Here is a 25,078-nt window from a genome sequence, read left to right on the forward strand (position 1 = left end):
CCATGCCCGCTCCCGCACCGCCCCCCTGGCGCACCGTCGTCCTCTCCCCGCACTTCGACGACGCCGTCCTCTCGCTCACCGGCCTGCTGCCCGCACTGCCCGGACCGGTCGCCTTCGTCACCGTGTTCGGCGGCGCCCCGGCGCCCGGAGCCCCGACCTCCTGGTGGGACAGCACCTGCGGGTTCGTCTCCGCCGCGCAGGCGTACCGGACCCGCCGCGCCGAGGACGCCCGGGCCTGCGCCCGGCTCGGTGTCGAACAGGCCGTCCTCGCCCACCCCGACGGCCCGTACGGCGACGGCGGCGAACCGTACCTCCTCGACGCCTTCCTGGAGGACCTCGCCCCCGGGACCCGCGTCCTCGCCCCGCTCGGCAGCAACCAGCCCGACCACGAGAGCGTGCGGCTGCGCGCCACGAAGGTCCTGGCCGCCCTCGGCGCACCCGCACCGTGGGTCTACGCCGACCTCCCCTACACCGGGCACCTGCCCGAATGGGGCACCGACGGGGCGAGCGGGGCGCTGGCCCGCAGCCCGATGTGCGGGCTCGCCTACCAGCAGCTCCTGCGGAGCCACCGCACCACCGTCCGACACGAGTTGCTCCTGACCGACGATCGGTGGCAGGCCAAGCACGAGGCGGTGCTGTGCTACGCCTCCCAGCTCGCCGCGCTCGTCCCCGACCACGGCACCTTCCTCGCCCGCACCGGCCCGCTGCGCGCCGAAGTGATCTGGGAACTGTCGCCCCTGGACCCGCCGTGCTGACCCCGGAGCGCCCCGCCGCGACCGATCCGCGGGGCGGGCACACCGCGGACCCGCGCCCCGTCGTGATGGCGGCGACCGGCCTGGTCAAGGAGTACCGGCGCGGTCGGGCCGTGGACGGCGTCGGCTTCACCATCCGCGCGGGGGAGCGCCTGGGCCTGCTCGGTCCGAACGGCGCGGGCAAGACCACCACGCTCCTGATGTGCCTCGGAGCCGTCGAACCGGACGCGGGCCGGGTCGAGATCCTCGGCACGAACCTGCACGGCAACCGCGCCCGTGCCATGCAGGGCGTGGGCTTCGTCGCCGGCTACCTGCCGCTGCCCGACCGGGTCCGGGTGCGCGAGTACCTGCGGCTCTACGCCGACCTCTACGGGCTGCGCGCCCCCGGCGCCGCCGTGGACCGCGTCCTGACCCGGTTCGGCATCGAGCACCTGGGCGTCGCGATCGGCACCGAACTGTCCAGCGGCCAGCGCACCTTGGTCGGCATCGCCAAGGCCGCCCTCCACGAACCCCGGCTGATGATCCTGGACGAACCCACCGCCTCCCTCGACCCCGACATCGCGCTGCGCGTCCGCACGGCGCTGCTCGCCCTCTCGGCGGAACAGGGCACCGCCCTGCTGGTCACCAGCCACGACATGGTGGAGGTGGAACGGCTCTGCGAGCGGGTGATGTTCCTGCACGGCGGCCGGATCGCCGCCGACGGCACGCCCGCCGAGGTGGCGCACCGCTTCGGCCGGGCCGACCTGGAGGGCGTCTTCCTGCACCTGGCCGAAGAACGCGACCGCGAAAGGGCCGCCGCCCGATGAAGACATCCCCCCTGCCCCCCGCCGCACCGGACGCCACCCCCGCGGCGGGCCCTCCCGGCCTGCGTTCGCCGGCCGTCGCGTCCGCGTACCGGGTGCGGGCCGTCGCCCGCCGCCACTGGCTGGTGCTCAAGCGCAGCCCGCACCGGTTCTTCGACGTACTGGTCTGGCCGCTCGTCGACACCCTGCTCTACGGGTCCATCGGCCTGTTCGCCGCGCAGGCGGCGGGCACCGATCCGGGAGCGGCCACCGCCGTCGCCGTGTACCTGCTCAGCGGCACGGTCCTGTGGCATCTGGTCCACCAGACGCAGATCTCGCTCGCCACCGGGTTCCTGGAGGAGACCTGGTCGCGCAACCTCCTCGGCCTCCTGGCCACCCCCATGAGGGAGTGGGAGTACCTCGCGGGCGTCGGACTCTTCGCCCTGCTGCGCACGGCCGTGAGCACGATCGCCGTCGCCGGACTGGCCTTCGCCGCCTACGCCTTCGACGTCACTGCGCTGGGCTTCGGGCTGATCCCGGTGGCTGCCCTGCTGCTGGCCTGCGGCTGGTCGGTGGCGCTGCTGGTGGTCGGCCTGGTGCTGCGGTACGGGAGCGGGGCCGAGGCCCTGGTCTGGGGCGCGCTGTCCGTGGTGATGCCGCTGTCGGGCGTCTTCTACCCCGTCTCCACGCTGCCGGCCGCGTTGCGCCCGCTGGCCGAGATCCTGCCCACCACCCACGTGTTCGCCGCCGGACGGGCCCTGACCGGGGGAGGGGCGATGCCCTGGCGGGAGCTGGGCACCGCCACCGCCGGGACGCTCGTCCTGATGCTGCTCAGCCTGTTCGCGCTGAGCCGGATGATGCGCTCCTTCCGCAGGCGGGGGCTGGTGACGCGGTACTCCTGACAGGCGGTCAGCGCGGGCCCGTTCCCGGGTGGCTCCAGCGGAACTCCGCCTCCGGGAACCGCGTCGAGGGGCCGTCCAGCAGCGGGGAGGGAAGGTCGCGCAGGAAGCGGTCGAAGAAGGCCCGCGCGTAGGCCCGGACCAGTCGCGCCGACCTGGCCGGGGTCAGGGTGCCCAGGAGTTCCGCGTACAGGTCGGCCGGCCACGACTGCCGGAGCCCGCCCGCCGCGGCGAAGTGCGGCAGGTCCGTGAAGGTCAGGTGCCCGGTGCCGTTGATGCGTACCTGACGGGCCCAGCCGCGCTGGTGTTCCCGCCACTGCCGCCAGGTGTCGTGGTCCTCCGCCGCGGTGAGGAGCAGGTAGGGCCGGTCCAGGCCCAGTTCGGCCACGGGCGAGCCGAAGAGGGCGCCGTCCAGGTTGAGTCCGGCCCGGAAACGGCCGTCCACGCGCAGCGCCTCGGCCGCGGCGGACCCGCCCATGGAATGGCCGAGGACCCCGATCCGTGCCGGGTCGGCCCGCGGCCACCCCCAACCGGCCGCGCCGCCCCGCGGTCGGAGGAGTTCACCGGCCAGGAAGCGCAGGTCATCGACCCGGGCACCGATCTCCAGACGTTCCTGGACGCCCCAGTCGACCGGCTCCTCCGGCAGCACGCTCCGTACGATCCGGCCGCCGGGGAACTCGACCACCGCGGCGTCGAAGGTGTGGTCGACGGCGGCGACGAGGTACCCGTGCGCGGCCAGATCCTCCGCCAGGGCGGTGCAGTTGGCCCGGCCCCCCTTGCGCCCGTGGCCGAGCAGCAGCAGCGGCAGCGGGCCCTGCGCCGCGGGGGCCGCGTCCCGGGCGTGCGGGCGGACGGCGGCCAGTGTCCCGGCGGTCAGGGGCAGGCCGGATTCCAGATCGGCGGCGACCGCGGCGGTGGTGTACGGGGCGCGGGGGCGTCCCGCCCTGCCGAGGGCCGGGTACCAGAGCTGCACCATCAGCTCGCGCGGGCGGCGGTCCGGGGCGAACGGGTCCTCGCGCGCGGCGTCGACCAGGTGGAGGGTGCGGGTGCCGACGGGACGGGGCGCGGAGGGGGTGGGCAGCGGGAGCGCGGAGGCCGCCTCGGCGGCGGTGGGGGGTAGCAGCAGGCTGCCGGTGGCCGAGCCGGCGAGCAGCAGAACGGAGCGACGCGTGATCATCATCCACCCTCGGGGAAACGGCGAACTGGCGACGCCCCAACGTAGTTGGTCTGGACCAATTTGCCCAGGGGTCTTGAGGTCCCGACAGGACCTCGGAACCGGGCGCCCCGGCCGCGATCTCCCGCCGCCGATGCCGTACTTCAACGGGAAGCGAGCCCGAGCACAGCGCGCGCGATCTCCGCCGGACCAGCCTGACCGTGACCGCTTCGGTGGATCCCCGCGTCGCGCGGCTCGACGCGGTGCGCGGCCTCGGTGCCCTCCGGCGGCCCGGCGTACGGCCCCCTTCGGTCGTGCCCGCGAGATCGAACGGGTACGACCCGCTCGCCCGGCCGGCCCGGATCAGTCCGGCGCGGGCGCGCCGTCGGCGGGACCGGCCGGACCGCGGTCGCGCGGGCCGCCGTTCGGCGCCGCCGCGCCGTACGCGCGGGGTGGGCGGCCGGACGACAGGAGGGGGTCGTCGAGGAGCACCAGCCGGTACCCCGTGCGGCGGCCCGTGCTCCGCGCGGGGCGGCGGCGCGGGCCGGAGCCGTTCTTGCGCGGCGACCGGGCCCGTTGGGCCGCGGCGACCAGGGCCGCCACGGGCGGCGCCTCGGCGCGCAGGCGGTTGAACCGGCGGACCGAGATCCCCACCAGGCCCGCCGCCACGGGCCAGGTCGCCCCCTTGCGGATCGCGTCCAGGATCAACCGGAGGGCTGCCGGGGTCGGCGCCGCCCCTGGTCCGAGGCCGTGCGCGGCGGCCAGGCCCTGCGCGGAGCGGATCGCCTCCGCGAAGCTCGTGTCCAGGTCCAGCCAGTCGCGCAGCATGTGTTCGGGTATGCCCGCCGCCGCGGCGCACCCGGGGATGGTCAGTCCCTGGGCGGCGCCCCGTACGGCTTCCGCCATGTGCGCGACGGTCTCCTCGCGCTGGCTGGGCGTGCGGCGCAGGACTTCGCGCAGGGCCCGGTCGATCTCCTCCTGCGAGGTGATCCACGCCAGTATTCGGTCGGCCCACTCGTCCTGTTGGGCCTGGTGTGCCGTGTTGTCCACCATTCCGCACCCCCAATGATTAGGCAAGCCTAACCTAATGGGCGTGACGGGTGGGGGAGTTCGGGAGACCGCCCGCGGCCGGTGCGCCGTACGTCAAGCGGCGGTCCAACCGCCGTCCATCGGAAGGGAAGCGCCCGTCACGTGGCCGGTGTGCGGGCCGCAGAGCCACAGGGCTACGGCCGCGACCTCCTCCGGCTCGATGAGCCGCTTGATGGCCGAGCCGCGGAGCAGCACCTCATCGACGACTTGCTCCGGAGGAACTCCGTGGGCCTCGGCCTGGGCGGCGATCTGCCGTTCCACGAGCGGGGTGCGCACGTAGCCGGGGTTCACGCAGTTGCTCGTCACGCCGTGCGGCGCGCCCTCCAGCGCGGTGACCTTGCTGAGGCCCTCCAGGGCGTGCTTGGCCGTGACGTAACCGGATTTGAAGGGGCTGGCCCGCAGGCCGTGCACGCTGGAGATGTTGACGACCCGGCCCCAGCCGCGCCGGTACATGTGCGGCAGGGTGCGGCGCAGCAACAGGAACGGGGCGGTGACCATCACCCGCTGGAGGCGGTCGAACATCTCCGGAGGGAAGTCCTCGATGGGTGCGACGTGTTGCAGCCCGGCGTTGTTGACCAGGATGTCGAGATCCGTGGGCAGGGACGCGACGGCGCCGGGATCGGCCAGGTCCGCCGCATGGGCCCGCCCGCTCACCCGCCGCGCCACTTCCGCGGCGGCCGGCGCGTCGACGTCCACGACGTGGACGAAGGCCCCGGCGCCGGCCAGGGCCTCGACGCAGGCCCGCCCGATGCCGCTGCCGCCGCCGGTCACCAGGGCCGTACGTCCGACCAGTGCGCCCGCCGGGGGCCCGGGCGCCGTTCCACCGAATCCGCTCGTCATGAACCGAACGTTAGGGACGACCACCGGGGGCTGCCGATGTGCGCCGCCGCCACAGTCCGGGCACCGGACATGGTCGCGGCCACCACCAGCAGCATGGAGGAGCCCGGTTCGAAGGGGCGTGTGCGCGAACCGGCGACGGGTCTCAGCCGGTGGGTACCGTCGGGACGGACGGCGTGTGCGCGGGCCGCCCCGCGCCCGCCGGGTACTCCTCGCCCAACACGGTGTCGAACAGGCTGGTGACCTCCTGTGCGGTCAGGCCCTGTGCGCGCGCCTCGCGCATCCACTCGCCCAGCCGGGCCCGTACGGGGGACTCCGGCGCCGTCCGGGGCGTCGCCAGCGTCCGCGTGATGAAGGTGCCCGAGCCCTGCCGCACTTCGACCAGTCCGGACCGCTCCAGTTCGCGGTACGCCTTGAGGGTGGTGTTGGGGTTCACCTTCGTGGTGGCGGCGACCTGCGCCGCGGTGGGCAGCTTGTCCCCCTCGGCCAGCGCCCCCATGTGGAGCGCCTGCTCCACCTGGTGGACGATCTGGAGGTAGGCGGGCAGGCCGCTGCGTCGTTCGATGCGGAACACGACCACGGTGCCCGCCTCCTTGATCCTCGTCGTTTTCGCTCAGCCTAGGTGCTCGCCGGACTACAGCCGGCCCCTGCGGTTCCGGACCACGCACACCGCCAGGAACAGTACGGTCAGCGTCAGGAGCACTGCCGCGGCGGTCCATTGCATGCCCACCATCTGGTCGCGGCCGAAGTAGTCCCGGACCGTGTTGACGATGCCGAGGTCGCTGCGGCACTTCTCGACCGCGGTGTCATGGGCGCAGGTGGACCACCCGTAGAGCTTGCCCGACGCGGTACCGACCCACTGGTCCACCTCGACCCCGCCGTTGAGGGCGGCCGGCGTGTCACCGTCGAGGGGCCAGGCGAGTCGGTGCGGCGTGGCGAGTTCGTCGCGCTGGGCGGCGCCCACGGTCAGGCCGATGCCCGCGATCAGGAAGGTCGCGACCATGGCGGGCGTGACCCGCCGCACCACCGTGCCGATCGCCATGCCGAGGGAGGTGGTGCACAGGGCGGTGGCCACCAGGACCGGACCCGTGGTGTCGAACAGCGCGCCGGACAACCAGTCGTTGGGGGCGAGGGGGCCGAGGGACCTCCACCACCAGCCGTACAGCAGGCTCAGGACCGCGGCCGGTACGGTCACCACGATCAGGGCGAAGGACACCTTGGCCAGCAGCCACTGGAGCCGCGACACGGACTGGGTGGCGACGAGCCGTCCCGTTCCGTTCTCGTAGTCCGCGGCGATCAGCGGTGCGCCGAGGAACGCGCCCAGCAGGACCGGGACGAAGCCCAGGGTCGCTCCCGCGGAGTTGAGGTCGTTGGATATCCGGTTGGTCAGGTCCTGCGGGAGGGAGTCGCCCGCCTTGCCGGGCCAGCCGGCGGCGTGCAGGTCGTCCAGCATCGCGCCGCGCTGGTAGATGATCAAGGCCGCGCCGATCGCGGTGAGCGCGAGGCAGCACAGGAGGGCGGCCCGGTGCTGGTGGACCATGAGCCAGGCCAGGCCGCGCAGCGCGCGGGGCCCCGACGGCTTGCGGCCGCGGATCGTGGGGTCCTGGGTGAGCGTGCTCATGCGGCGTGGTCCTCTCGGTGGCCGGGGACGGAGGTGGGGGACAGCAGGGCGGGAGCCTGCGGCGAGCGGAGGTAGGCCAGCAGCACTTCCTCCAGGCTCGGCTCGGACGGCTGCCATTCGCCGCCGATCCACCCTTGGCGGCGCACGAGGGCGGTGAAGTGGCGTCCCGAGGTCCGGGCCTCGATCAGGGTGTGGGCGCCGAGGGCGGCGGGCAGGGCGCCGGACTCGTCGGTCACGCCCGTCACCACCGTGTGCATGGGGACCAACTCGTCGATGTCGCCCGCCATGCGCACCTGCCCGCCCGCGAGGACCAACAGGTGGTCGCACATGTCCTCGATCTCGCTCAGCAGGTGCGAGGAGAGCAGGACCGTGGTCCCGTTCTCGGCGGCCTCGGCGAGGAGCAGCGAGCCGATCTCGTCACGGGCCACCGGGTCCAGGTCGGCCATCGGCTCGTCCAGCAGCAGCAGTTCGGGCCGCTTGCCGAAGGCGAGCGCGAGGGCCACGCGGGTGTGCTGGCCGCCCGACAGGTCCGCGATCCGCGCCTCCATCGGCACGTGGCCGGAGCGCACGATCCGTTCGGCGACCTCCTGGTCCCAGCCGGGGTTGAGCTCCTGTCCCATGCGCAGGGTCCGGGCCACGGTGAACCGCTTGAAGAGCGGCTTGTCCTGCCCGAGGTAGGCCCAGCGGGTCCGGGTCCCATCGGATCCGACGGGGCGACCGAAGATCTTCAGCTCGCCGGCGGTCGGCTCGACGAGCCGGGTCGCGAGGGCGAGCAGGGTGCTCTTGCCGGCGCCGTTCGGTCCGACGAGGGCGGCGATGCGGCCGGCGGGGATCCGGAAGGTGCAGTCCCGCAGGGCCCATCCCCGGCGGTACCTCTTGCCCAGCCCGTGTGCCTCGATGGCCCACCGGTTGTCGGCCGCGTCGAAATCGGTCGTACTGCGCACGGCGTCCCCCCTTTCCATAAATCCACTAGATGAGTAGTGGAATAATGGACTCAGGTGCCGGTCGTGTCAAACGCCCGGATCCGACGGTCGCGGTGCCGCGCGGGAAGGGTCCCGTGCGGCCCGTTGGCGTCGGATCCGGGCGTGGATCCCTATGGAAAGGGGTGAAAAGGGGGTGTCCGAGCTCCGATCAGGGGCGGGCCGCGGGCGGCGTCGGCAGCGGGGCGCCGTCGGTGCCGAGCAGCGCGAGGAGGACGATCGCGTCGGTCCAGCCGAGCGGTACCACCGCCTTCGGCCGGCCGTCGACGCTGACGGTCTCGGGAAGTTCTCCGAGCGCGTTGCGCTTGGACAGCACCCAGTCCACGACCGCGTCGGCCTTCGCCCGCTGTCCCGTACCCGCCCAGGCGAGCGCGAAGAAGGACGTACTGGCCGTCCAGGTGATGTTCCCCCAGGGCGCGTCCGGGTCATCGCCCGGGACCACGCCGCCGTTGGGCCGCAACAGCGCGGCGTACGTGTCGTCGAGGGCCCGGGGCAGGTCCGCGGGGGCGTTGTTGAACGGCGGCGCCATGAAGCCGACGGCGCTGTCCCGGCCGTTCGACCCGTCGGCGGTCCGCGGGTACCCCAGCGGCGCGAACGCGGCGGCGATGCCGGCGGACAGCCGTTGCGCCGCGTCCGCCCACCGGGCGGCGTCCTCCGTCCGACCCAGGCCGCGGGCCAGGTCGGCGGCGGCGTTCAGCCCCGCCAGCAGCGGCGCGGCGGTGCCGATGTTCGCGCTCTCGGTCGCCAGCTCCCAGTAATCGGGGGAGGCCGGGGGCAGGCCGTCGGCGTCGAGGGTGCCCGCCGTGTGATCGGCCGCCGCACGGACCATCGGGTACAGCGCCTCCAACCGCGCGGCCCGACCGTCCTGCGGCGCCGTCCGGTACCACTGCCAGGTGGCCCACGGCACCCAGCCGTTCCCGTCCAGCTGCCACGGCCGGTCGTCCGGCGGACCCGAACCGTCCAACCGGGTACGGGCCTCCCAGGTGCCGTCCGCCCGCTGCGTCTGAGCGTTGTAGCGCAGGATCCGGTACGCCTCCTCGTCGTACCCGGTGTGCGCGAACGCCGCGGCGGCGAAACTGGAGTCGCGCGGCCACGAGAAGTCCCAGAACGACGACCAGGCCGCCGCGAACGAACCGTTCGGCCGCAGCAACGCCCGCATCGACAGCAGGGCACGCTCCGCGCCCTCCCGCTGCGGCCCCGCCGCGCCCGGGATCCGGCCCGACGCCAGCCAGGCCCGGGACTCGGCGATCTGCTCCAGCGCGCCGGCGTCGTCCGCCTCGACGACGACGGACGCCGTGGCGCCCGTCGGCAGGTACCGCCACCGGCCGGACGGCAACCGCAACACGTTGCTGCCCCGCACGTAGGCGGCGCCGACGGCGAACTCCGGAGTGACCGCCTCCACCGTGGTCCCGTTGGAGAGCAGGCCGGAGGTCCGCGCGATCCGGTCGGAGGCGGGCACGTAACAGGGGTCGGTCTCGCCGCACCGCTCCTCGCCGGTCGGGTTCACGTGGAACGCCAACCGGTCCTCGACGGCCTCCCACTGGTCCGCCGCCCCGTCGTGCCGCCAGCTGACGGGGGCGCCTGCCTCGGCCCGGCGCGTTCCGTGCCAGACGACCGACTTGCCGTCCGGGGTGGTCGCCTGCGCGAACAGGTAGTAGGGGGCGCCCGGCGTCAGGGTGGCGTCCAGGGGCACCTCCACCCAGCCGGCGCCCGCGCCGCCCAGCTGCGCCACGTCGACGGTGCGCGCGGCGATCGTGGAACCGGCGTCCTCGCGGGCGCCGCGGACCTCGATCCGTACCCGACCCGTGGCGGCGGCGCTGCTCAGGTACAGGCTCACCCGCGACAGGCGGGCGTCGGACGTCCTGAACTCCTGCGCGGCCGCGCCACCGGCCGTCGCGATGCCGAGCAGGGCGGCCTCGTGCAGGGCCTGCCCGTCCGGTGGAACTCCGTCCCGTGCGCCCGCCGGCCACCCGGCGGCGCACAACAGTGTCGACAGCAGGGCAGTGGCCAACGCGGTGGACCTCGTACGCACCATGCTTCTCCCTTCGGGTGATCCGGACGTCAAACGAGAGACGGGCATGGGTGGTGGCGCGCTCCTTTCAGAGAGTGCCTCGCACGACCATCGGACCATCGGACCACCGCCCGGCCGCGCCGGAACCGGCCCCGTCTGGACGAACCGCGTCCACCCGGTGCGTCGATGGACGTCATCCCACGGACGCGGGGGCGTACGGGCGTACCACGGTGGGCCGATGGCCCGGCGCGGCCCGCTCCCGGCATCGGAAAATCGGATCGCGGGTCGTGGGCACCCGCTCGGCGCGACCTCGTGGTGAGAACACGGTGAAGGCGCCAAGACGGCCCGGGCTACCGGTGGTTGCGCCGGCCACCGGACTCATCACCGGTACGGTCCAAGCGGGTTCGGGGTGCCCCGCCCGTCGACACCGGCCGGCTCATCGGCACCCGGCGGGCTTCGGTCCGTGCCCCGCGCCCCGGTGCCCCGCCCCCCCCAGAAGGGGGCCGGGGCTCCGGCGCCTGCCCCTAACGGGTCAGCAGCGTGCCCGCGACCGACGACGGGACCGGCGCGAGACCCGCCGGCCGGGTGGTGAAGGTGCCCCGCCCCCGGGTCCGACCCCGTAGCCGGGACGCGTACCCGAAGAGCTCGGCCAGCGGCACCGTCGCCGTGATCACCGCGCTCCCGGCGCCGGCCGTGGAGCCGCCGACCCGACCCCGGCGGGCCGCGAGGTCACCGAGGACGCCCCCGACACCGTCCTGCGGAACGGTCACCGTCACCTCCACGACCGGCTCCAGCAGTTCGACGGTGCTCGCCCGCAGCGCCTCGCGCAGGGCGAAGCGGCCCGCGGCCCGGAACGCCATCTCCGATGAGTCATTGGAGTGGGTCGCCCCGTCGGTGAGGGTCACCCGCAGCCCCGTCACCGGGAAGCCGCCCAACGGACCCTCGTCGAGGGCGTCGCGGCAACCCGCCTCCACGGCGCGCGCGTACTCCTGCGGCACCCGGCCGCCGACGACCGCCGACCGGAACTCGAACCCGGGCTCCGCCAGCGGTTCCACATCGATGACGACGTGCGCGAACTGGCCCGCGCCACCGTCCTGTTTGACGTGCCGGTACACCAGGCCGGTCACCCCGCGCACGACGGTCTCCCGGTAGGAGACCTGCGGCTGTCCGACGGCCACCTCCACCCCGTGCCCGCTGCGGATCTTCTCCACCGCGACCTCCAGGTGCAGCTCGCCCAAACCCGACAGCACGGTCTGACCGGTCTCCGCGTCCGAGCGCACCACCAGGGAGGGGTCCTCCTCCGCCAGCCGCGCCAGCGCCACGGCGAGCCGCCCCGTGTCCGTGCCGCGCCGCGCCTCCACCGCGACCGACACCACCGGATCGGCCACCGTCGGCGGTTCCAGCAGTACGGGCGCGTCCGGAGCACACAGCGTCGTGCCCGCGCGGGCCGTCTTCGGACCGATCACGGCGACGATGTCACCGGCCACCGCCTCCTCCCTCTCCTCGTGCCGGTCGGCCTGCACCCGCAGGATCCGCCCGACGCGTTCCGTACGCCCCGTACCGGGATCCAGTACCGTCGCGCCCTTGCGCAGGGTGCCCGCGTAGACCCGCAGGTAGGTGAGCCGCCCCGTCGCCGTGGCCGTCACCTTGAACGCGAGCGCCGCGAACGGCGCCGCCGGGTCGGGAGCCCGTTCCTGCTCGGCCCCGTCGGCCGTCCCGCGCACCGGCGGCATGTCCGCGGGCGACGGCAGGTACGCCACGACCGCGTCCAGCAGCGGCTCGATCCCGCGGTTGCGGTACGCCGAACCGCACAGCACCACCACGGCCTCGCCCCGCAGCGTCAGCCCCCGCAGGGCGCGGACCAGGGTCGCCCCGCTCAGCGCGGAATCCGCGCAGAACTCCTCGAACGCCTGCGGATCCAGTTCCGCGACCGTCTCCTCCAGCAGCCGGCGACGCCGCAGCGCCTCCTCCCGCAGCGGCTCGGGCACCGGCTCCGTGCGGTAGGTGTCGTCGCCGTCGTGCCAGATCAACGTCCGCATCCGGACGAGGTCCACGACGCCGCGGAAGCCGTCCTCGCGCCCGACGGGCAACTGGACCACCAGCGGGACCGCGCCCAGCCGGTCACGGATGGAAGCGACCGCCGCGTCCAGATCGGCGCCCGCCCGGTCCAGCTTGTTGACGAATGCGATCCGCGGCACACCGTGCCGGTCGGCCTGCCGCCACACCGACTCGCTCTGCGGTTCGACACCCGCGACGGCGTCGAACACGGCGACCGCCCCGTCCAGGACCCGCAGGGACCGCTCGACCTCGTCGGCGAAGTCGACGTGACCGGGCGTGTCGATCAGGTTGACGCGGTGCCCCTGCCAGGTGCAGCTCACGGCCGCGGCGAAGATGGTGATGCCGCGATCGCGCTCCTGGGGGTCGTAGTCGGTGACGGTGGTGCCGCGGTGGACCTCGCCCTGCTTGTGGACCGCTCCGGTCCTGAACAGGATCCGCTCGGTGACGGTGGTCTTGCCCGCGTCGACGTGGGCGAGGATCCCGAGGTTGCGCAGGGTCGTGAGGGCGGGGGAGGAGGGGACGGTGGAACGCCGGTCGGTGCGCATGGCCCGAGGCCTTTCGAACGAAGTGGGACGAGGATCGGCGCGATTCCCGGACCACGTACGCACCCACCCGCGCGCCCCCGCCCCCGGCGTACCGGCCCGTGCCGGGACGGAACCCGGCGGGGCGGAGCGGGGGAACGGGAGGGACGGAGGTCGGGGCCTAGAGGTGTGTCACGGGCCTACGGTGACGGCCGCGCGGCCGGCACCGCACGGTGCGAGACACCGGGATCACGTCGTAACGGGACGGGGGAACGAAGGCGGCGGTGCGGTACGTGCACATGGCCCGGTTCCCCTTCTCTTCGTTCGGCGTCGGGCGCGCCGTGCCCGATCGGCGGCGCGCACGGCGAGTGTAGGCAGCGGGACCTCCACCCGGCACGGCATTTTCCGCCGCGTCCCGTCCGGCGCCCACCGGGGGGCACCCCTCCCGGCGCGCCGGGCACGCCGTTGCCCGGCCGGGAGGACGGGCGGGGGTTACCGTCGGCGGCATGGAAGGTGACCGTCGAAGGTGGCGTCAGTGCGTGCTCGGCGGGGCGGTGTTCGCCGTGTGCATGGCCGGCACCACCCTGCCGACCCCCCTCTACGGCCTCTACCAGGAGAAGTTCGGCTTCTCCGAACTGATGGTGACCGTCATCTACGCCGTGTACGCCTTCGGCGTCATCGGCGTCCTGCTGCTCGCGGGCAACGCGTCGGACGCGGTCGGCAGGCGCCCGGTCCTCCTGGTGGGCCTCGCCTTCGCCGCCGCGAGCGCCGGCTGCTTCCTGTGCGCCGACGCGATGGGCTGGCTGTACGCCGGCCGGCTGCTGTCCGGCCTGTCCGCCGGCCTGTTCACCGGGGCGGCCACCGCGTACGTCATGGAACTGGCCCCCCGGGACGGCTCCTCCCGGGCCACCCTCGTGGCCACCGCCGCCAACATGGGCGGCCTGGGATGCGGTCCGCTGCTCGCCGGCATCCTCGCGCAATACGCGGCTCGGCCCCTCCAACTGACGTTCGTCGTGCACCTCGTCCTGGTGGCGGCGTCGGCGGCCGTCCTGCTGCGGCTCCCGGAGACCGTGGTGGAGCGGCGCCCGCTGAGCACCGTACGCCCCCAGCGGCCCGCGCTGCCGCCGGGCGTGCGGGCGGTGTTCGGGCCCTCGGCCATCGCCGCGTTCGTGGGGTTCGCCCTGTTCGGGGTGTTCACCTCGGTCAGCCCGGCGTTCCTCGCGCAGTCCCTGGACGTGCACAACCGCGCCGTCAGCGGGCTCGTCGTCGCCCTGGCCTTCTTCGCCTCGACCGCCGGACAGCTCGCGGTCGGCCGGGTCGGCGTGGGGCGATCCCTGCCGCTGGGCTGCGCCGGGCTGCTCGCCGGCCTGGCCCTGCTCGCCGGAGCGCTCGTGTGGGACCAACTGTCCCTGGTGGTGGCCAGTGCGCTCGTCGGCGGGGCCGGGCAGGGCCTGGCCTTCCGCGGCGCGCTGTCCGCGGTGGCCGCGGCGTCCCCCGCCGACCGGCGTGCGGCGGTGATCTCGACCCTGTTCGTGGTGGCGTACACGGGCATCTCCCTGCCGGTGATCGGCGTGGGGCTCCTGACGGGCCCGATGGGCCTGGAAGGCGCGGGGCTGGTGTTCATCGCCTGCATGGCCGTCCTGGTTACCGGAGCCGGCGTCTACCTGCTGCGCCGACCGGTCCCCACGAGCTGAGACCGGTACAACCCCCCGTTCCCCGCCAGGCGTTCACCCCGGCCCGACCTCCCCGCCGGCGGAACGAGGGCGGCGCCGGCGGCGTTGCGGCGTGCGCGCGGGGCGTTCGTGGGACACCGTGGATCCGCCCCCCCCTCACCCGGGCCACCGGCCCGGACCGATCCGCTGGCGTGACACGAGGAGCCCCCGCATGAACTGGACGCTCGAAGTCGTACCGGTCCCCGTCACCGACATGGACCGCGCGAAGGAGTTCTACGCCGACAAGATCGGTTTCAAGGTCGACCTCGACGACGAGGTCGCCCCCGGCATGCGCATCATCCAGCTGACCCCGCCCGGCTCGCGCTGTTCGATCGCGATGCTGCACGGAATGCCCACGGCGCCCGGCACGCGCGAGATGACCCCCGGCGCCCTGCAGGGCCTGCAGCTCTGCGTCACGGACATCGAGGCGGCCCGTGAGGAACTCGTCGCGCGCGGCGTCGTCGTCTCCCCGGTCCGGCACGTCGGGGCGAGCGGCTGGGAGGACGGCAAGGGCGAGACCTGGAACTCCTTCCTGACCTTCGAGGACCCCGACGGCAACGGTTGGGTGGTCCAGGAGGCCCCCTCGGAGCTGTCCGCACGCTGACCCGCCGCGGGCACTCCCGGGCGGCGACGCCTTGACCCTGACCCGCGGGTCAGGGGTTAGCGTCACCGCACCCCGGCCGCGCACCCGCCCGGCCGGCGGACCGACACCGCCCGGGAGCCCGCATGCCCACCACCACCCTGCCCCGCACCGGCCGCGAGGTCCGCCTCGCCACGATCCCCGAAGGGCTGCCCGCGCGGGAGCACTTCGCCCTCGCCGAAACCCCGCTGCCCGAGCCCGCCGACGGGCAAGTGCTCGTCAGGAACAGCCACTTCCTGGTCTTCCCCGGCCTGCGCACCCTCATCGGCGGGGAGAGCGACGGCCTGCCGCTCCCGCTGCTGCGCCCGGGCGACGCCCTGTTCGGTCCCGCCGTCGGTGAGGTGGTCGCCGCCCCGCCCGGCAGCACGCTCCGTACGGGCACCGCCGTCAGCCACATGTTCGGCTGGCGGGAGTACGCCCTGGTCGCCGACACCGCGTGCACCCCGCTGGGCGCCGCGCTGCCCGACCCGGTCTCCCACCTCGCGCAGGGCTCCGTCGCCTACGGCGCCCTCACCCGCCTCGCCCGGATCCGCCCCGGCGACGTCGTCCTCGTGACGGGGGCCGCCGGAGCGGTCGGCTCCCTGGCGGGCCGCATCGCCCGGCTGCTGGGCGCCGCCAAGGTGATCGGCACCACCGGGTCGCCCGCCAAGGCCGCCCGCCTCGTCGACGAACTGGGCTACGACACCGTCCTGCTCCGGGGAGCCCGCCCCTTCGACGAGCAGCTCGCCGAGGCGGCGCCCGAAGGCATCGACGCCGTTCTGGACACCGTCGGCGGCGAGCAGCTCACCGCGGCGCTGGGCGCCGCCCGGCAGGGCGCCCGCGTCGCCCTCGTCGGCACCCTCTCCGGGCAACTGTCGCCGCTGCGGGCGGGAGGCAGCGCACCGGCCGAGATCGACACCTTCCGCGTCGTCGTCCGAGGCCTCTCGCTCCAGGGCTACAGCGGAGCCGACCACCCCGACGTCCCGGCGGAATGGAACCGCCGCTTCGGCGACTGGCTGCGCACCGGCGCGATCACCTTCCCGCACACCCGGATCCAGGGCATCGAACGGGCTCCCGGAGCGTTGCAGGAGTTGATCGAAGGCCGGCACTTCGGGGCCGTCGTGGTGGAACCCTAGGACGTGCGGTCGCGGTGGCGCGGAGCCCGAAGGGCCGCCGGCGGGCCGGGACTTCGAGGACACGATGCGGGAAGGTGGTACGGAATGCGGATCGGGGACGCGGCCGCGGCGGCCGGGACGACGCCCAGGGCGCTGCGGTTCTACGAACAGCGGGGGCTGCTGCCGCCACCGGCTCGCACGGCCGCCGGGCAGCGGGAGTACGGACCGAAGGAGGTCGCCAGGGTCCGCGTCGTACGGCGCCTGCTGGCCCTCGGGCTCACCGTCGAGGACCTCCGCGACCGCGCCCACCGCCTCCACCTGCTCGACGGCGACCCTCAGCCGTCCTGCGGCGCCTCCGCTCCAGCCTCCGCGCCCGACACCGCGCCTGACACCGGAACCTCCGCGGTCGTCGCCCGGCGGCTCGCGATCCTCGACGCCGAGATCGCGCGGCTCACCCGGCTGCGCGAGAGCCTGGCGCGCGGCGCCGCCCCCGGCGGCCACCCGCCCGCCGAAGGCCCGCGATCCACCGACGGCCGCGCCACCGCGCCTCGCTGACGGATCGTCGGCCAGAGCGAGGGCATCCACCGCCCCGTCGCGCACCGCATGTCGCCAGGCACGGCGGGTAGGCGCGGGCCATGACGGTCAAGAAGACGAGCGTTCTCGTACTGGACTGCGCCGAGCCCCAGGCCCTGGCCCTCTTCTACGCCCAACTCCTCGATGCCGACGTGCGGACGGGGGACACCCCCGACATCGTCGAAGTGGTCGGCGCCGCCGGGGTCCAGCTCGCCGTGCGCCGGGACCACGGCTACGCCCCACCCAGCTGGCCGCGCCCGGAGGACTCGCAGCAGGCGCACCTGCGGATCCTGGTCGACCCCGCCGACCTCGACGAGGCCGAGCGCGAAGCGGTCTCCCTCGGGGCCCGCCCGATCTCCACCGATGTCGAGGAAGGCCCGCACGACGCACGCCTGTTCAGCGACCCGGCCGGCCACTCGTTCACCCTCGCCGGCCGACCCGCCACTCCCTGAGGCGCGCCCCCGGCTCGTACGAGGGGGCGCGCGGGTGTGTGCGAGGGGCGCGGGATTGAGCCGTCGCTCCACTTCCGGCAGATTTCGCGGAAGCGGCCTGCACGATCGGGGGCTCACTCCGATGGGGTGGGTGTTGGGGGGCGCGCCGCGCCCCCGCGGCTGCCGAGCAGGGGGCGGGGCACGCCGTCGCGCACGCACCACTTGGGAGGTTTCACGTCACGTGAATGTCGTCGAGATGGTTGCCCTCGCCCCGATACTCGCCACCGCGGTCCGTGTTCGCACAGCCGATCCGCTCCCGGTGCCCAGGCCCACGCCGGGAGCGGGACCACGACCGTGGGGGAGCGCATGAGCGAGGGCGAGTTCGACCCGTCGGGGGACCAGGCGGTCTCCAGCGAGCTGGCGGGCGTCCTGCCCGTGGAGTTCACCGCGTTCCACTCCCAGCAGCACCGCGCCTACCTGCGCTACGCCCACCTGCAACTGGGCAACGCCACGATGGCCGAAGAGGTCGTCGACGACGTGTTCACCTTCCTGCTGAAGGCGTGGGGCCAGGCGCTGCGGGAGGCCAGTCTCCACGGTTTCGCCTGGGCGGTCCTGCGCGAGCACGTCGAGCGCCGGCTGGCCGTCCTCGGCCGGCCGGTGGCGATGGTGGAGACGGCCTGGTTCGCGGCCCTCCGCAGGACCTCCCGGGAACGCCTGGAACTGCTGGAATCCAAGCTCGGGCTCTACGCGGCGATCGCCGAACTGTCCGAGCGGCAGTACGACGTGGTCCTGCTGACCTTCCTGCTGGGCAACGAATCCGACACGGTCGCCCGGATGATGGGGATCTCGCCCGCCACCGTCCGTTCGCACCTTCGCGGCGCCCGACGAACCCTGTCCCGCAAGCTCGGGGTGGACTGGATCCCCGCAGAGGAGAAGGAGCAGTGAGCGACATGCCCCGTGACCGTGACATGGCGCTGTGCGAGCTGGACGCGGCCCTGAAGGACGCGTTGGTGCTGGTGGAGGAGTACGCGGGCTACGACGAGGGCGCCGCCCGGCGCCGGATCGCCCGCCGCGTGGCCGCCGACCGCTCCCGACCGGCCGCCGGCGCGGTCCACGGGACCGCCGCACCGCCTCACCACCGCCGGGCCGTGCGGACCGCGCTCGACGACCTCGTCCTGGACGCCGCCTGCCACGTCCGGGCCGCACGCGCCCTGGACGACCTCACCTGGACCCTCGTGGAGAGCCGGGACTTCGCCGAACTCGCCCTGGCCGCAGGATCCTGGCCCCACGGAGCGGACTCGGCGCTGCTGTTCGGTAGCCTCCTGCACCTCGCCGACCGGACGGAGGCCGCCCAATTCTGGTTCCAGTACGCGGCCGGAGCGGGCTCGCGGACCGCCGCGCACTGCCTCCATCTGCACCACCTGGCCCGCGCCGAGATCCGGACCGCCCGCCACTGGAAGGAACAGGCCCAGGCGCTGCCCCCCGATGAGCACCTGCCCCCACTGCCCCGGATGCCGGAGGACCTCGAAGAAGCCCTCGGCGCCTCCGTCATCTGGACCTCACCACCCATCACCACGCAGGACCTGACCGGCCTCACCCGCGGTCCCGGCCGCCCTCCCCACCGGCTTTCCGGCCGACTGCGCCAGGCCGTCACCGCGCGGACCGCCGAGGAACACCCCGACCTCGGGGACGTCCTCACCCCGGGCCGGCAGATTGCCGTGGCCGTGGCCCAGCACGCCCGGCTCGACCCCCTGCACCTCACCGACCAGGCCCGCACGTGGCCCCGGGACCCCGACGTGCCGCGCCGGACCGCACCCGCCGCCCCTACGGTCGCCGGGGCGGCCCGGTGCGTCCCGTCCGGCCCGCTGGAATCCGTCCACCGGGCGCTGCGCGTCCTGGAGGTGATCAACCGTCACTCGGGCGGAGTCGGCCTCACCCAGATCGCGCGGGCGACGCAACTGCCGCAACTGGTCCTGGCCCGCGCCATGGAGCAACTGATCAGGGCCGACCTGGCCACCCCGGTCGGACCCGACGCCTACGCGGCCGGCAACGCCCTGCTGCTGACCGGCACGGTGAGCGGCGCCACGCCCGGGGAGGGCCGCAGGCGGCTGCGGGAAGCGCTCGCCTGGGTCCGGGACGCGGTCGGCGCCGCCGTCTACGTCGCCCGCTACACCGACGGCGAGGTCTCCATCGTCCAGTACGCCGACGGGCCGACCGCACCCCTGGTGGAGGAGTGGGTCGACTTCCGCGCCGCCGCCCACGCCTCGGCGGTCGGCAAGGCGCTGCTCGCCCAGCTCGACGAGGCCGACCGCAGGGACCACCTGGCCCGTCACCGGATGACCCGCTTCACCTCGCACACCCTCATCGAACAGGAGGACCTCTTCCAGCAACTCGACAGCCGCCCGCCGAACGCCCCGCTCCTCGACCTCCAGGAGTACGCGCTCGGCACCGTGTGCGCGGCCGTCCCCATCACCGCCGGGCCCAACGCGGAGTGCGTGGCCCTGTCCATTCCCGTCCCGGATCCGCTCCGCCTGGGGCAGGCGGCACGCATTTTGCAGAGCGAGGCCGCCGCGGTGCTGCTCGCCCTCATCGTCGCGGGCAGTACCAGCCCGACCCCCGCGGAGGACGCCGACGACACGGTCCCCCGCTCGGGTACCGCCGGACGGGACAACACGCTCCTGTCACCGACCGCCTAGGGCGAACGGCCTGGACCTGCACCGCCGGAATGCCGGCCGGCCGTTCGGTCGGTCGTCCGGTCGCCGGTGGTGGCGTGCGCGGGTGGGGACCCGATCCGGTCTCCTCCGGACGCGCCACCTCGGCCGGCGCCGCCTATGGTGGAAGGGGGCACATCCCTCGGAGCGTGCCATGCGTTGCGCGACCCTCCTGTGCGCCGCAGCCCTGACCGCCGCGACCACCCTGGGCGGCACCACGTCGCCACCGGTCCCGGACGATCCGCGGCTCACCGCGTTCTACCAGCAGAAGATCACCTGGGGCCCGTGCCCCGCCTCCCACCCCGCCGTCATGCGGTGCGGGAAACTCGCGGTTCCCCTCGACTACGCGCACCCCGACCTGGGTACCATCCAGCTCGCCCTGTCCCGGATCCCGGCCACCGGGCCGCACCGGTTGGGTTCGCTGGTGCTCAACTACGGGGGGCCCGGCCAGAGCGGCGCCGCGGGCACGGCCGAGCGCTTCACCCGCTGGCAGGACCTCGCCCGCTCCTACGACATGGTCGGCTTCGACCCCCGGGGCATCGCCGAGAGTTCCCCGATCAGCTGCGGCGGAGCCCTGCCGCTCGTGGGCACCGAGTACATGGACGCCACCGAGTTGTTGAACGCCACCGAGGCCGCGAACCGCGCTTGTGAGAGCCGTACCGGGCCGATCCTGCACCACGTGGGCACGGTCGACGTCGCCCGCGACATGGACGTGCTGCGCGCGGCGCTCGGTGAGCCGAAGCTCAACTACGTGGGTGCCTCCTACGGCACCCGGATCGGCGCCGTCTACGCGGCCGAGTTCCCGCGTCGCGTCGGCCGGATGGTGCTCGACGGGGTCGACACGCTTTCCAAACCCCTGACCGAACAGGCCCTGGACGTCGTGAAGGGCCAGCAGCTCGCCTTCGAGGGGTTCGTCGCCTGGTGCACCGCGCAACCCGGCTGCGTCTTCGCCGGAATGCAGCCGAAGAAGGCCGTGCAGCAGACCGAACGGCTGGTCGCCCGGTTGGACGAGGCCCCGCTGCGCACCGCGGCCGGCAAGGAGTTCACCGGCCAGTCGTTGGCCTTCGCCATCGAGAACTCGCTCTACGGAACCAGGAGTTGGCCGGAGCTGGCCCGCGGCCTGGGCCTGCTGGAGCGGACCGGGGACCTCACGGTCCTCGCGGAGCTCGCCGAGCCGGAGTCGGACAACGAGGGCGCCGCCCTGACCGTCGTGAACTGCGCCGACTACACGGACCGCGGAGCCGGGGACGCGGCAGCGGTCCAGCGCAGGCTCGACGCCCTGCTGCCGCAGTTCGAGAAGGCCTCCCCGATCTTCGGACGCGGCGAGCTGTCGGAGACCGAACTCTGCCACGGCCAAGGCCGGGCGGACCGGTTCGTCGCCGACATCGACCACCCCGGAGCCCCGCCGATGCTCCTGGTCGGAGTCCGCAACGACCCCGCGACCCCGTACGCGTGGACCGAGGACATGGCCCGCCGGCTCGGCTCGGCGGTCGTCGTCGACTACGAGGGCCACGGCCACACCGGTTACCCCCACTCGACCTGCGTGAAGCGGTACGTCGACCGGTTCCTGCTGACGGGCCGGCTGCCGGACGGCAACGGCGCGGCCGGCGACGCCGACGGGAGGGCCGCGGCCGGCGGGAACACCGTCTGCCCCGCCGAGGAAGTGAACGCGAAGGGCCAGTAGGCCGCCCGTCGGGCCACGCCCCCGGAGGCCGAGGCGGCGCTCCGTGCGAGGAGTTCAGCGGGCCGGGTGGGCCGGAAGAACGCCGGCCACTTCGCGACCGCCGTCGGACGTGACGCCGAACAGGTTCGGCGCCCCGGTCCACGAGCAGATCAAGGTCGGCTGAAACCGCCCCCCGACGGGACGCCTTCCGGCAACCGCCGGGCGCGGGACGGCGTCCCCACTGTCGGGGGTGGTGCGGGTGAGGACAGGGGAGAGGCGCGCGTGGCGGCCGACGGCGGCGCTGCCCGCCGTCGTCGCGGCGGCGCTGTACGGCTGGGCCCACTGGTACTTCGCGGGCCCGAATCCACCGTCGGCCGCGGTGGCCGTCGCCGTGGGAGCGGTGCTGTGCGCCGCGGCCTGCGCCCTGTACTTCGTACGGACCCACGGCAGCGGAGCCCTGTTCGGGGCGCTGTTCCTGGCGGTGGGTCTGCTGCTGACCGTGACGACGGCCGACCGGGCGGCCGGGCGGGCCGAGGTCGCCGTCTGCGTCGTGCGCGAGGTCCACAGCCAGGTGCAGGGGTCCTACGGCGAGGGCGGTCCGCCCGCCAAGACCGTCCACCGCTTCGCACTCGACTGCCCCGGGGGCTACCCCGACGAACTGAGGGACGACCGGCTCCTGGCGGAGCGGGGCGAGGAGATCGAGGTCGCCTACGACGCCCGGCGACGGGTGTCCCCGGAGCCGGCGGGCCGCACGTCGGCGTGGGTGCCCGCGGTGTGGGCCGCCCTCCTGATCGCCGGAGCCACCCTGATCTCCGTCAGGAGTCCGGCACCGGGCGCGTAAAAACGGGAGGGGCCCGGATCCGAACGGATCCGAGCCCCTCCCGGGCAGTAGCGGGGACAGGATTTGAACCTGCGACCTCTGGGTTATGAGCCCAGCGAGCTACCGAGCTGCTCCACCCCGCGTCGGTGAACCCAACCCTACGGCACCGCCGGGGGTGCCGGTGACCACGTCGCCGGGAGCGGCCTCGGGGAGCAGGAGCGCCGAGTCGCAGTGGACGGTGACGCGCACCGGCCCCGTCGGGGCGCCGTCGGTCGGGTCCGGGGCGAAGCGCGGGTGGGGGGCCGCGCTGATCTGCCAGCGGATGCGGTGGCCGGCGGCGAAGCGGTGGGCGGTGTGGCCCATCGGGGCGGTGATCGGCACGGGCGCCGCGCCGTCGGCGCGCAGTACGGCCGGTGCGTCACAGACGTTGGTGGAACGCCCCCCGGGGTCCACGTCGCACAGGCGCGTGAAGACCTCCGCGCGCCCACCGTCGGTGGACAGGCTCAGCCGGGCGTGGACGGGACCCAGGACGTCGACGGGTTCCGCGAGCGGCGGCCCGGTGAAGGTCAGGACGTCGGCGCGGGCCTCCAGGGCGGTGTTGTCGCGCGGTCCGGCGCCGAGCGACAGCAGCGCGCCGCCCACGGACGGTACGGGGTCGTCGGGGTCGTACGTGAACGACGCGAGGGGCGCGGAGCCGTCGGGCGCCTGCCGGATCAGGTGCCCGTCCGGCGCGGGGAACCAGGACCGGGCGGGCAGGGGCGGCGGCCACGCGTCGAGGTCGCGCCAGGCGTCCTCGCCCCCGATGTGGACGCGTACGCCGGTGGGGCGCAGTCCGGAGGGGTCGGAGCGCAGGTGGGCGCGCAGCCAGCCGAGGCTCTCCGCGAACACCTCGGGCCAGCCCCGGCCCAGGGCGGAGGCGTGGGTCCACGGTCCGACGAGCAGGGCGTTGTCGTGTCCGCCGGCCCGTCGCAGGCGGGCGTACTGCTCGAAGGTCTGGCCGGCGAGGGCGTCGTACCAGCCGGTGATCAGCGCGGTGGGCACGCCCGGCCGCTCGGCGGCGGCCGCCGTGGACGCGCCGTTCCAGTACGGGTCGTCCGGGTCGGGGTGGGCGATCACCTCGTCGAGCCAGGCGGGTACGCCGCCGAGCGCGGCCGCGTAGGAGTGCGGTGGCGGGGCGGAGGGGGTCAGGCCGCGCAGCAGGCGCCGCAGGCGCAGCGTCGCCTTCAGGAACGGCACCGCGCCCCGGTGCTGGTGGCTGATGGCGGCGCCGACCAGGAGCGCGTGCTCCAGGTGGAGGGCGCCGTCCGCGTGGAACAGGGCCCAGGGGTCGTGCAGGCCGAGCTGTACGACCATCGCCTTCAGTTCCGGCGGCGGCTCCAGGGCCAGGGCCCACTGCGTGTACCCGAGGTAGCTGGGGCCGATCGTGCCCAGGGAGCCGTCGAACCAGGGCTGCTCGCGCAACCAGGCGACGGTGGCCCGGCCGTCGGCGGCCTCGTTGCGCCAGAGGTCGAACCGGCCGCCCGAGCCGCCCGTTCCCCGGCAGCTCTGCAGGATCACGTGGAAGCCCTGTTCGGCGAAGAGGATGCCGTACTGGGGCCCCCACGGCAGGCCCCTGCCGTAGGGCGAGCGGATGAGGAGCGTCGGGAAGTCGCCCCGCGTGCGGGGGAACCAGTGGTCCGTGACGAGGGGGCTGCCGTCGGCGGCCGGGACGGTGAGTCCCCGCTCCAGACCCACCTCGTGCAGGCGGGCCGGGAGCCGGCGCCAACCGGCCCTCATCAGGCGGGCGGACAGCGGCGGCTTGCCGGTGGGCGGTGTCCAGGCCGTCCTCGGCGGAGCGTCTTGGGCAGGCGTCATCGATTCCCCTCCATCATTCTCGTACACAGTACGAGAATAGAGGATGCTTGGATGGGAACCGACAGGAACCGCTACCGAGAGCGAAGGAACACCAGCACCGTGACCGGAGAGGGCGCACCCGGCGGCATCGGCGGAGTCGACCCCGGGCAGCTCTGGCTGACCCCCGACCAGCCCCGCAGGGGACGCCGGCCCGCCTTCACCCGCGAGGCGATCACGGCGGCTGCCGTCGCCCTGGCCGACGCCGAAGGCATCGACGCCGTCACCATGCGCCGGCTCGCGGCCGAAGTCGGCGCCGGCGTCATGTCGTTGTACAGCTACGCCCCGGACAAGGAGACCCTGCTGGACCTGATGGCCGACCGGGTCAACGCCGAACTGCCCGTCCCGCAGGCGCCGACCGGCGACTGGCGCGCCGACCTGAAGGCCGTCGCGCACCTCCAGCGCGCGTTGATGCTCCGTCACCCCTGGTTGCCCGCCGCCCTGCACGGTCGCCGCTCCCTCGGTCCCCACGCCCTCGCCTTCCTGGAACACGCCCTCGCGGCGCTGCGCCCCACCGGACTCGACGCAGCGGCGCGCCTGGAAGTCTTCGCCCAGCTCACCGGATTCGTCGCCGGACACGTCGCCCACGAAGTCGCCCTGAAGGCCGCGGCGGCCTCGCCCGACCGGATGGCGGCGGAGGCCCGCTACCTGGCCGCCGTCGCCGCGGACGGCGAGCACCCGGAACTGGCCGAGGTCCTGAACGCGCCGGCCCGGCCCGTCACCCCCGGAGCCACGTTCGAACGGTTCCTGAACCGACTGGTCGACGGCCTCGACACCGACTGATCCGCCCCCGCGAGGACGTACCGTCGGCTTCGCGCGGTCCGCGGGGTGAGTACCTTTC

The 25,078-nt window shown here is 74.3% G+C and carries 21 protein-coding genes, 1 tRNA gene and 1 pseudogene; 13 read left to right on the plus strand and 10 right to left on the minus strand.

Translation table 11 applies throughout. The features are described from left to right. The first annotated feature begins 2 nt into the window (after window positions 1-2). The 3 genes from ACFY0I_RS11165 to ACFY0I_RS11175 are packed head-to-tail and all read left to right on the plus strand — an operon-like array spanning window position 3 to window position 2,436. Window positions 3-755: a PIG-L deacetylase family protein gene (locus ACFY0I_RS11165; RefSeq protein ID WP_388893116.1), complete on the plus strand. Its 753-nt coding sequence runs from the start codon at window positions 3-5 to the stop codon at window positions 753-755. Next, the gene (locus ACFY0I_RS11170) at window positions 749-1,558 is read left to right on the plus strand and encodes an ABC transporter ATP-binding protein (RefSeq protein WP_388893117.1); all 810 of its coding nucleotides are present in this window, start codon (window positions 749-751) and stop codon (window positions 1,556-1,558) included. The genes ACFY0I_RS11165 and ACFY0I_RS11170 overlap by 7 nt, the downstream gene beginning before the upstream one ends. Next, window positions 1,555-2,436 (plus strand): ABC transporter permease, encoded by an 882-nt coding sequence (locus ACFY0I_RS11175; protein ID WP_388893118.1) that lies wholly within the window; start codon window positions 1,555-1,557, stop codon window positions 2,434-2,436. Before ACFY0I_RS11170 ends, ACFY0I_RS11175 begins: the two co-directional genes overlap by 4 nt. 7 nt (window positions 2,437-2,443) lie before the next feature. On the opposite strand, the gene ACFY0I_RS11180 is transcribed toward ACFY0I_RS11175, so the two are convergent. The 8 genes from ACFY0I_RS11180 to fusA form a co-directional block, all read right to left on the minus strand. Next, window positions 2,444-3,613 carry an alpha/beta hydrolase gene (locus tag ACFY0I_RS11180; protein ID WP_388893119.1) on the minus strand — a complete coding sequence of 390 codons (1,170 nt, stop codon included), beginning with the start codon at window positions 3,611-3,613 and terminating at the stop codon, window positions 2,444-2,446. A 336-nt stretch (window positions 3,614-3,949) separates the two neighbouring features. Beyond that, window positions 3,950-4,639, minus strand: a complete 690-nt coding sequence (locus tag ACFY0I_RS11185; RefSeq protein WP_388893120.1) for a hypothetical protein — start codon at window positions 4,637-4,639, stop codon at window positions 3,950-3,952. A 90-nt stretch (window positions 4,640-4,729) separates the two neighbouring features. Further along, window positions 4,730-5,515 (minus strand): 3-hydroxybutyrate dehydrogenase, encoded by a 786-nt coding sequence (locus tag ACFY0I_RS11190; RefSeq protein ID WP_388893121.1) that lies wholly within the window; start codon window positions 5,513-5,515, stop codon window positions 4,730-4,732. Between the two features lie 142 nt (window positions 5,516-5,657). After that, window positions 5,658-6,092: a GntR family transcriptional regulator gene (locus tag ACFY0I_RS11195; RefSeq protein ID WP_388893122.1), complete on the minus strand. Its 435-nt coding sequence runs from the start codon at window positions 6,090-6,092 to the stop codon at window positions 5,658-5,660. Between the two features lie 54 nt (window positions 6,093-6,146). Continuing rightward, window positions 6,147-7,133 carry an ABC transporter permease gene (locus ACFY0I_RS11200; protein WP_388893123.1) on the minus strand — a complete coding sequence of 329 codons (987 nt, stop codon included), beginning with the start codon at window positions 7,131-7,133 and terminating at the stop codon, window positions 6,147-6,149. Further along, a complete protein-coding gene (locus tag ACFY0I_RS11205) occupies window positions 7,130-8,077 on the minus strand; it encodes an ABC transporter ATP-binding protein (RefSeq protein ID WP_388893124.1) in 948 nt (315 codons plus the stop codon). Before ACFY0I_RS11205 ends, ACFY0I_RS11200 begins: the two co-directional genes overlap by 4 nt. 187 nt (window positions 8,078-8,264) lie before the next feature. After that, window positions 8,265-10,148 (minus strand): hypothetical protein, encoded by a 1,884-nt coding sequence (locus ACFY0I_RS11210; protein WP_388893125.1) that lies wholly within the window; start codon window positions 10,146-10,148, stop codon window positions 8,265-8,267. Window positions 10,149-10,648: 500 nt separating this feature from the next. Next, window positions 10,649-12,727, minus strand: coding sequence for an elongation factor G (gene fusA / locus ACFY0I_RS11215; protein WP_388893127.1), 2,079 nt, complete (start codon window positions 12,725-12,727; stop codon window positions 10,649-10,651). 482 nt (window positions 12,728-13,209) lie between these two features. On the opposite strand from fusA, the gene ACFY0I_RS11220 reads away from it, so the two are divergent. The 9 genes and pseudogenes from ACFY0I_RS11220 (at window position 13,210) to ACFY0I_RS11260 (ending at window position 22,368) form a co-directional block, all read left to right on the plus strand. Beyond that, on the plus strand, window positions 13,210-14,397 hold the full coding sequence (locus ACFY0I_RS11220) for an MFS transporter (RefSeq protein WP_388893129.1): 1,188 nt from the start codon (window positions 13,210-13,212) through the stop codon (window positions 14,395-14,397). Between the two features lie 190 nt (window positions 14,398-14,587). Then, on the plus strand, window positions 14,588-15,019 hold the full coding sequence (locus ACFY0I_RS11225; protein ID WP_388893131.1) for a VOC family protein: 432 nt from the start codon (window positions 14,588-14,590) through the stop codon (window positions 15,017-15,019). A gap of 122 nt (window positions 15,020-15,141) precedes the next feature. Continuing rightward, a complete protein-coding gene (locus ACFY0I_RS11230; RefSeq protein ID WP_388893133.1) occupies window positions 15,142-16,170 on the plus strand; it encodes an MDR family NADP-dependent oxidoreductase in 1,029 nt (342 codons plus the stop codon). Window positions 16,171-16,254: 84 nt separating this feature from the next. Continuing rightward, window positions 16,255-16,704: a MerR family transcriptional regulator gene (locus ACFY0I_RS11235; RefSeq protein ID WP_388893135.1), complete on the plus strand. Its 450-nt coding sequence runs from the start codon at window positions 16,255-16,257 to the stop codon at window positions 16,702-16,704. 80 nt (window positions 16,705-16,784) lie between these two features. Next, window positions 16,785-17,174: a VOC family protein gene (locus ACFY0I_RS11240; protein WP_388893137.1), complete on the plus strand. Its 390-nt coding sequence runs from the start codon at window positions 16,785-16,787 to the stop codon at window positions 17,172-17,174. Between the two features lie 345 nt (window positions 17,175-17,519). After that, a complete protein-coding gene (locus ACFY0I_RS11245) occupies window positions 17,520-18,098 on the plus strand; it encodes an RNA polymerase sigma factor (RefSeq protein ID WP_388893138.1) in 579 nt (192 codons plus the stop codon). A gap of 851 nt (window positions 18,099-18,949) precedes the next feature. Further along, a pseudogene (locus tag ACFY0I_RS11250) lies at window positions 18,950-19,747 on the plus strand (IclR family transcriptional regulator); the annotation flags it as partial. 271 nt (window positions 19,748-20,018) lie between these two features. Then, window positions 20,019-21,548 carry an alpha/beta hydrolase gene (locus ACFY0I_RS11255; RefSeq protein WP_388893140.1) on the plus strand — a complete coding sequence of 510 codons (1,530 nt, stop codon included), beginning with the start codon at window positions 20,019-20,021 and terminating at the stop codon, window positions 21,546-21,548. Between the two features lie 238 nt (window positions 21,549-21,786). After that, window positions 21,787-22,368: a hypothetical protein gene (locus ACFY0I_RS11260; protein ID WP_388893142.1), complete on the plus strand. Its 582-nt coding sequence runs from the start codon at window positions 21,787-21,789 to the stop codon at window positions 22,366-22,368. Window positions 22,369-22,416: 48 nt separating this feature from the next. Here ACFY0I_RS11260 and ACFY0I_RS11265 read toward each other — a convergent pair. Beyond that, window positions 22,417-22,490 (minus strand) — tRNA-Met (locus ACFY0I_RS11265). Further along, the gene (locus ACFY0I_RS11270; protein ID WP_388893144.1) at window positions 22,468-24,201 is read right to left on the minus strand and encodes a CocE/NonD family hydrolase; all 1,734 of its coding nucleotides are present in this window, start codon (window positions 24,199-24,201) and stop codon (window positions 22,468-22,470) included. Before ACFY0I_RS11270 ends, ACFY0I_RS11265 begins: the two co-directional genes overlap by 23 nt. A 51-nt stretch (window positions 24,202-24,252) precedes the next feature. On the opposite strand from ACFY0I_RS11270, the gene ACFY0I_RS11275 reads away from it, so the two are divergent. Further along, entirely contained in the window at window positions 24,253-25,020 is a 768-nt protein-coding gene (locus ACFY0I_RS11275) for a TetR/AcrR family transcriptional regulator C-terminal domain-containing protein (protein ID WP_388893146.1), read from the plus strand. The last annotated feature ends 58 nt before the right edge of the window (window positions 25,021-25,078 follow it).

This window comes from Streptomyces sp. NPDC001568 (assembly GCF_042893755.1).
Lineage (GTDB): Bacteria > Actinomycetota > Actinomycetes > Streptomycetales > Streptomycetaceae > Streptomyces.

What these genes read in the sequence shown, in the direction of transcription:
- ACFY0I_RS11165 (WP_388893116.1), top strand. Translation starts at nt 3, where the DNA reads ATGCCCGCTCCCGCACCGCCCCCCTGGCGCACCGTCGTCCTCTCCCCG.
- ACFY0I_RS11175 (WP_388893118.1), top strand. Translation starts at nt 1,555, where the DNA reads ATGAAGACATCCCCCCTGCCCCCCGCCGCACCGGACGCCACCCCCGCG.
- ACFY0I_RS11180 (WP_388893119.1), bottom strand. Translation starts at nt 3,613, where the DNA reads ATGATGATCACGCGTCGCTCCGTTCTGCTGCTCGCCGGCTCGGCCACC.
- ACFY0I_RS11185 (WP_388893120.1), bottom strand. Translation starts at nt 4,639, where the DNA reads ATGGTGGACAACACGGCACACCAGGCCCAACAGGACGAGTGGGCCGAC.
- ACFY0I_RS11190 (WP_388893121.1), bottom strand. Translation starts at nt 5,515, where the DNA reads ATGACGAGCGGATTCGGTGGAACGGCGCCCGGGCCCCCGGCGGGCGCA.
- ACFY0I_RS11200 (WP_388893123.1), bottom strand. Translation starts at nt 7,133, where the DNA reads ATGAGCACGCTCACCCAGGACCCCACGATCCGCGGCCGCAAGCCGTCG.
- ACFY0I_RS11210 (WP_388893125.1), bottom strand. Translation starts at nt 10,148, where the DNA reads ATGGTGCGTACGAGGTCCACCGCGTTGGCCACTGCCCTGCTGTCGACA.
- fusA (WP_388893127.1), bottom strand. Translation starts at nt 12,727, where the DNA reads ATGCGCACCGACCGGCGTTCCACCGTCCCCTCCTCCCCCGCCCTCACG.
- ACFY0I_RS11220 (WP_388893129.1), top strand. Translation starts at nt 13,210, where the DNA reads ATGGAAGGTGACCGTCGAAGGTGGCGTCAGTGCGTGCTCGGCGGGGCG.
- ACFY0I_RS11225 (WP_388893131.1), top strand. Translation starts at nt 14,588, where the DNA reads ATGAACTGGACGCTCGAAGTCGTACCGGTCCCCGTCACCGACATGGAC.
- ACFY0I_RS11230 (WP_388893133.1), top strand. Translation starts at nt 15,142, where the DNA reads ATGCCCACCACCACCCTGCCCCGCACCGGCCGCGAGGTCCGCCTCGCC.
- ACFY0I_RS11235 (WP_388893135.1), top strand. Translation starts at nt 16,255, where the DNA reads ATGCGGATCGGGGACGCGGCCGCGGCGGCCGGGACGACGCCCAGGGCG.
- ACFY0I_RS11240 (WP_388893137.1), top strand. Translation starts at nt 16,785, where the DNA reads ATGACGGTCAAGAAGACGAGCGTTCTCGTACTGGACTGCGCCGAGCCC.
- ACFY0I_RS11245 (WP_388893138.1), top strand. Translation starts at nt 17,520, where the DNA reads ATGAGCGAGGGCGAGTTCGACCCGTCGGGGGACCAGGCGGTCTCCAGC.
- ACFY0I_RS11255 (WP_388893140.1), top strand. Translation starts at nt 20,019, where the DNA reads ATGCGTTGCGCGACCCTCCTGTGCGCCGCAGCCCTGACCGCCGCGACC.
- ACFY0I_RS11270 (WP_388893144.1), bottom strand. Translation starts at nt 24,201, where the DNA reads ATGACGCCTGCCCAAGACGCTCCGCCGAGGACGGCCTGGACACCGCCC.
- ACFY0I_RS11275 (WP_388893146.1), top strand. Translation starts at nt 24,253, where the DNA reads ATGGGAACCGACAGGAACCGCTACCGAGAGCGAAGGAACACCAGCACC.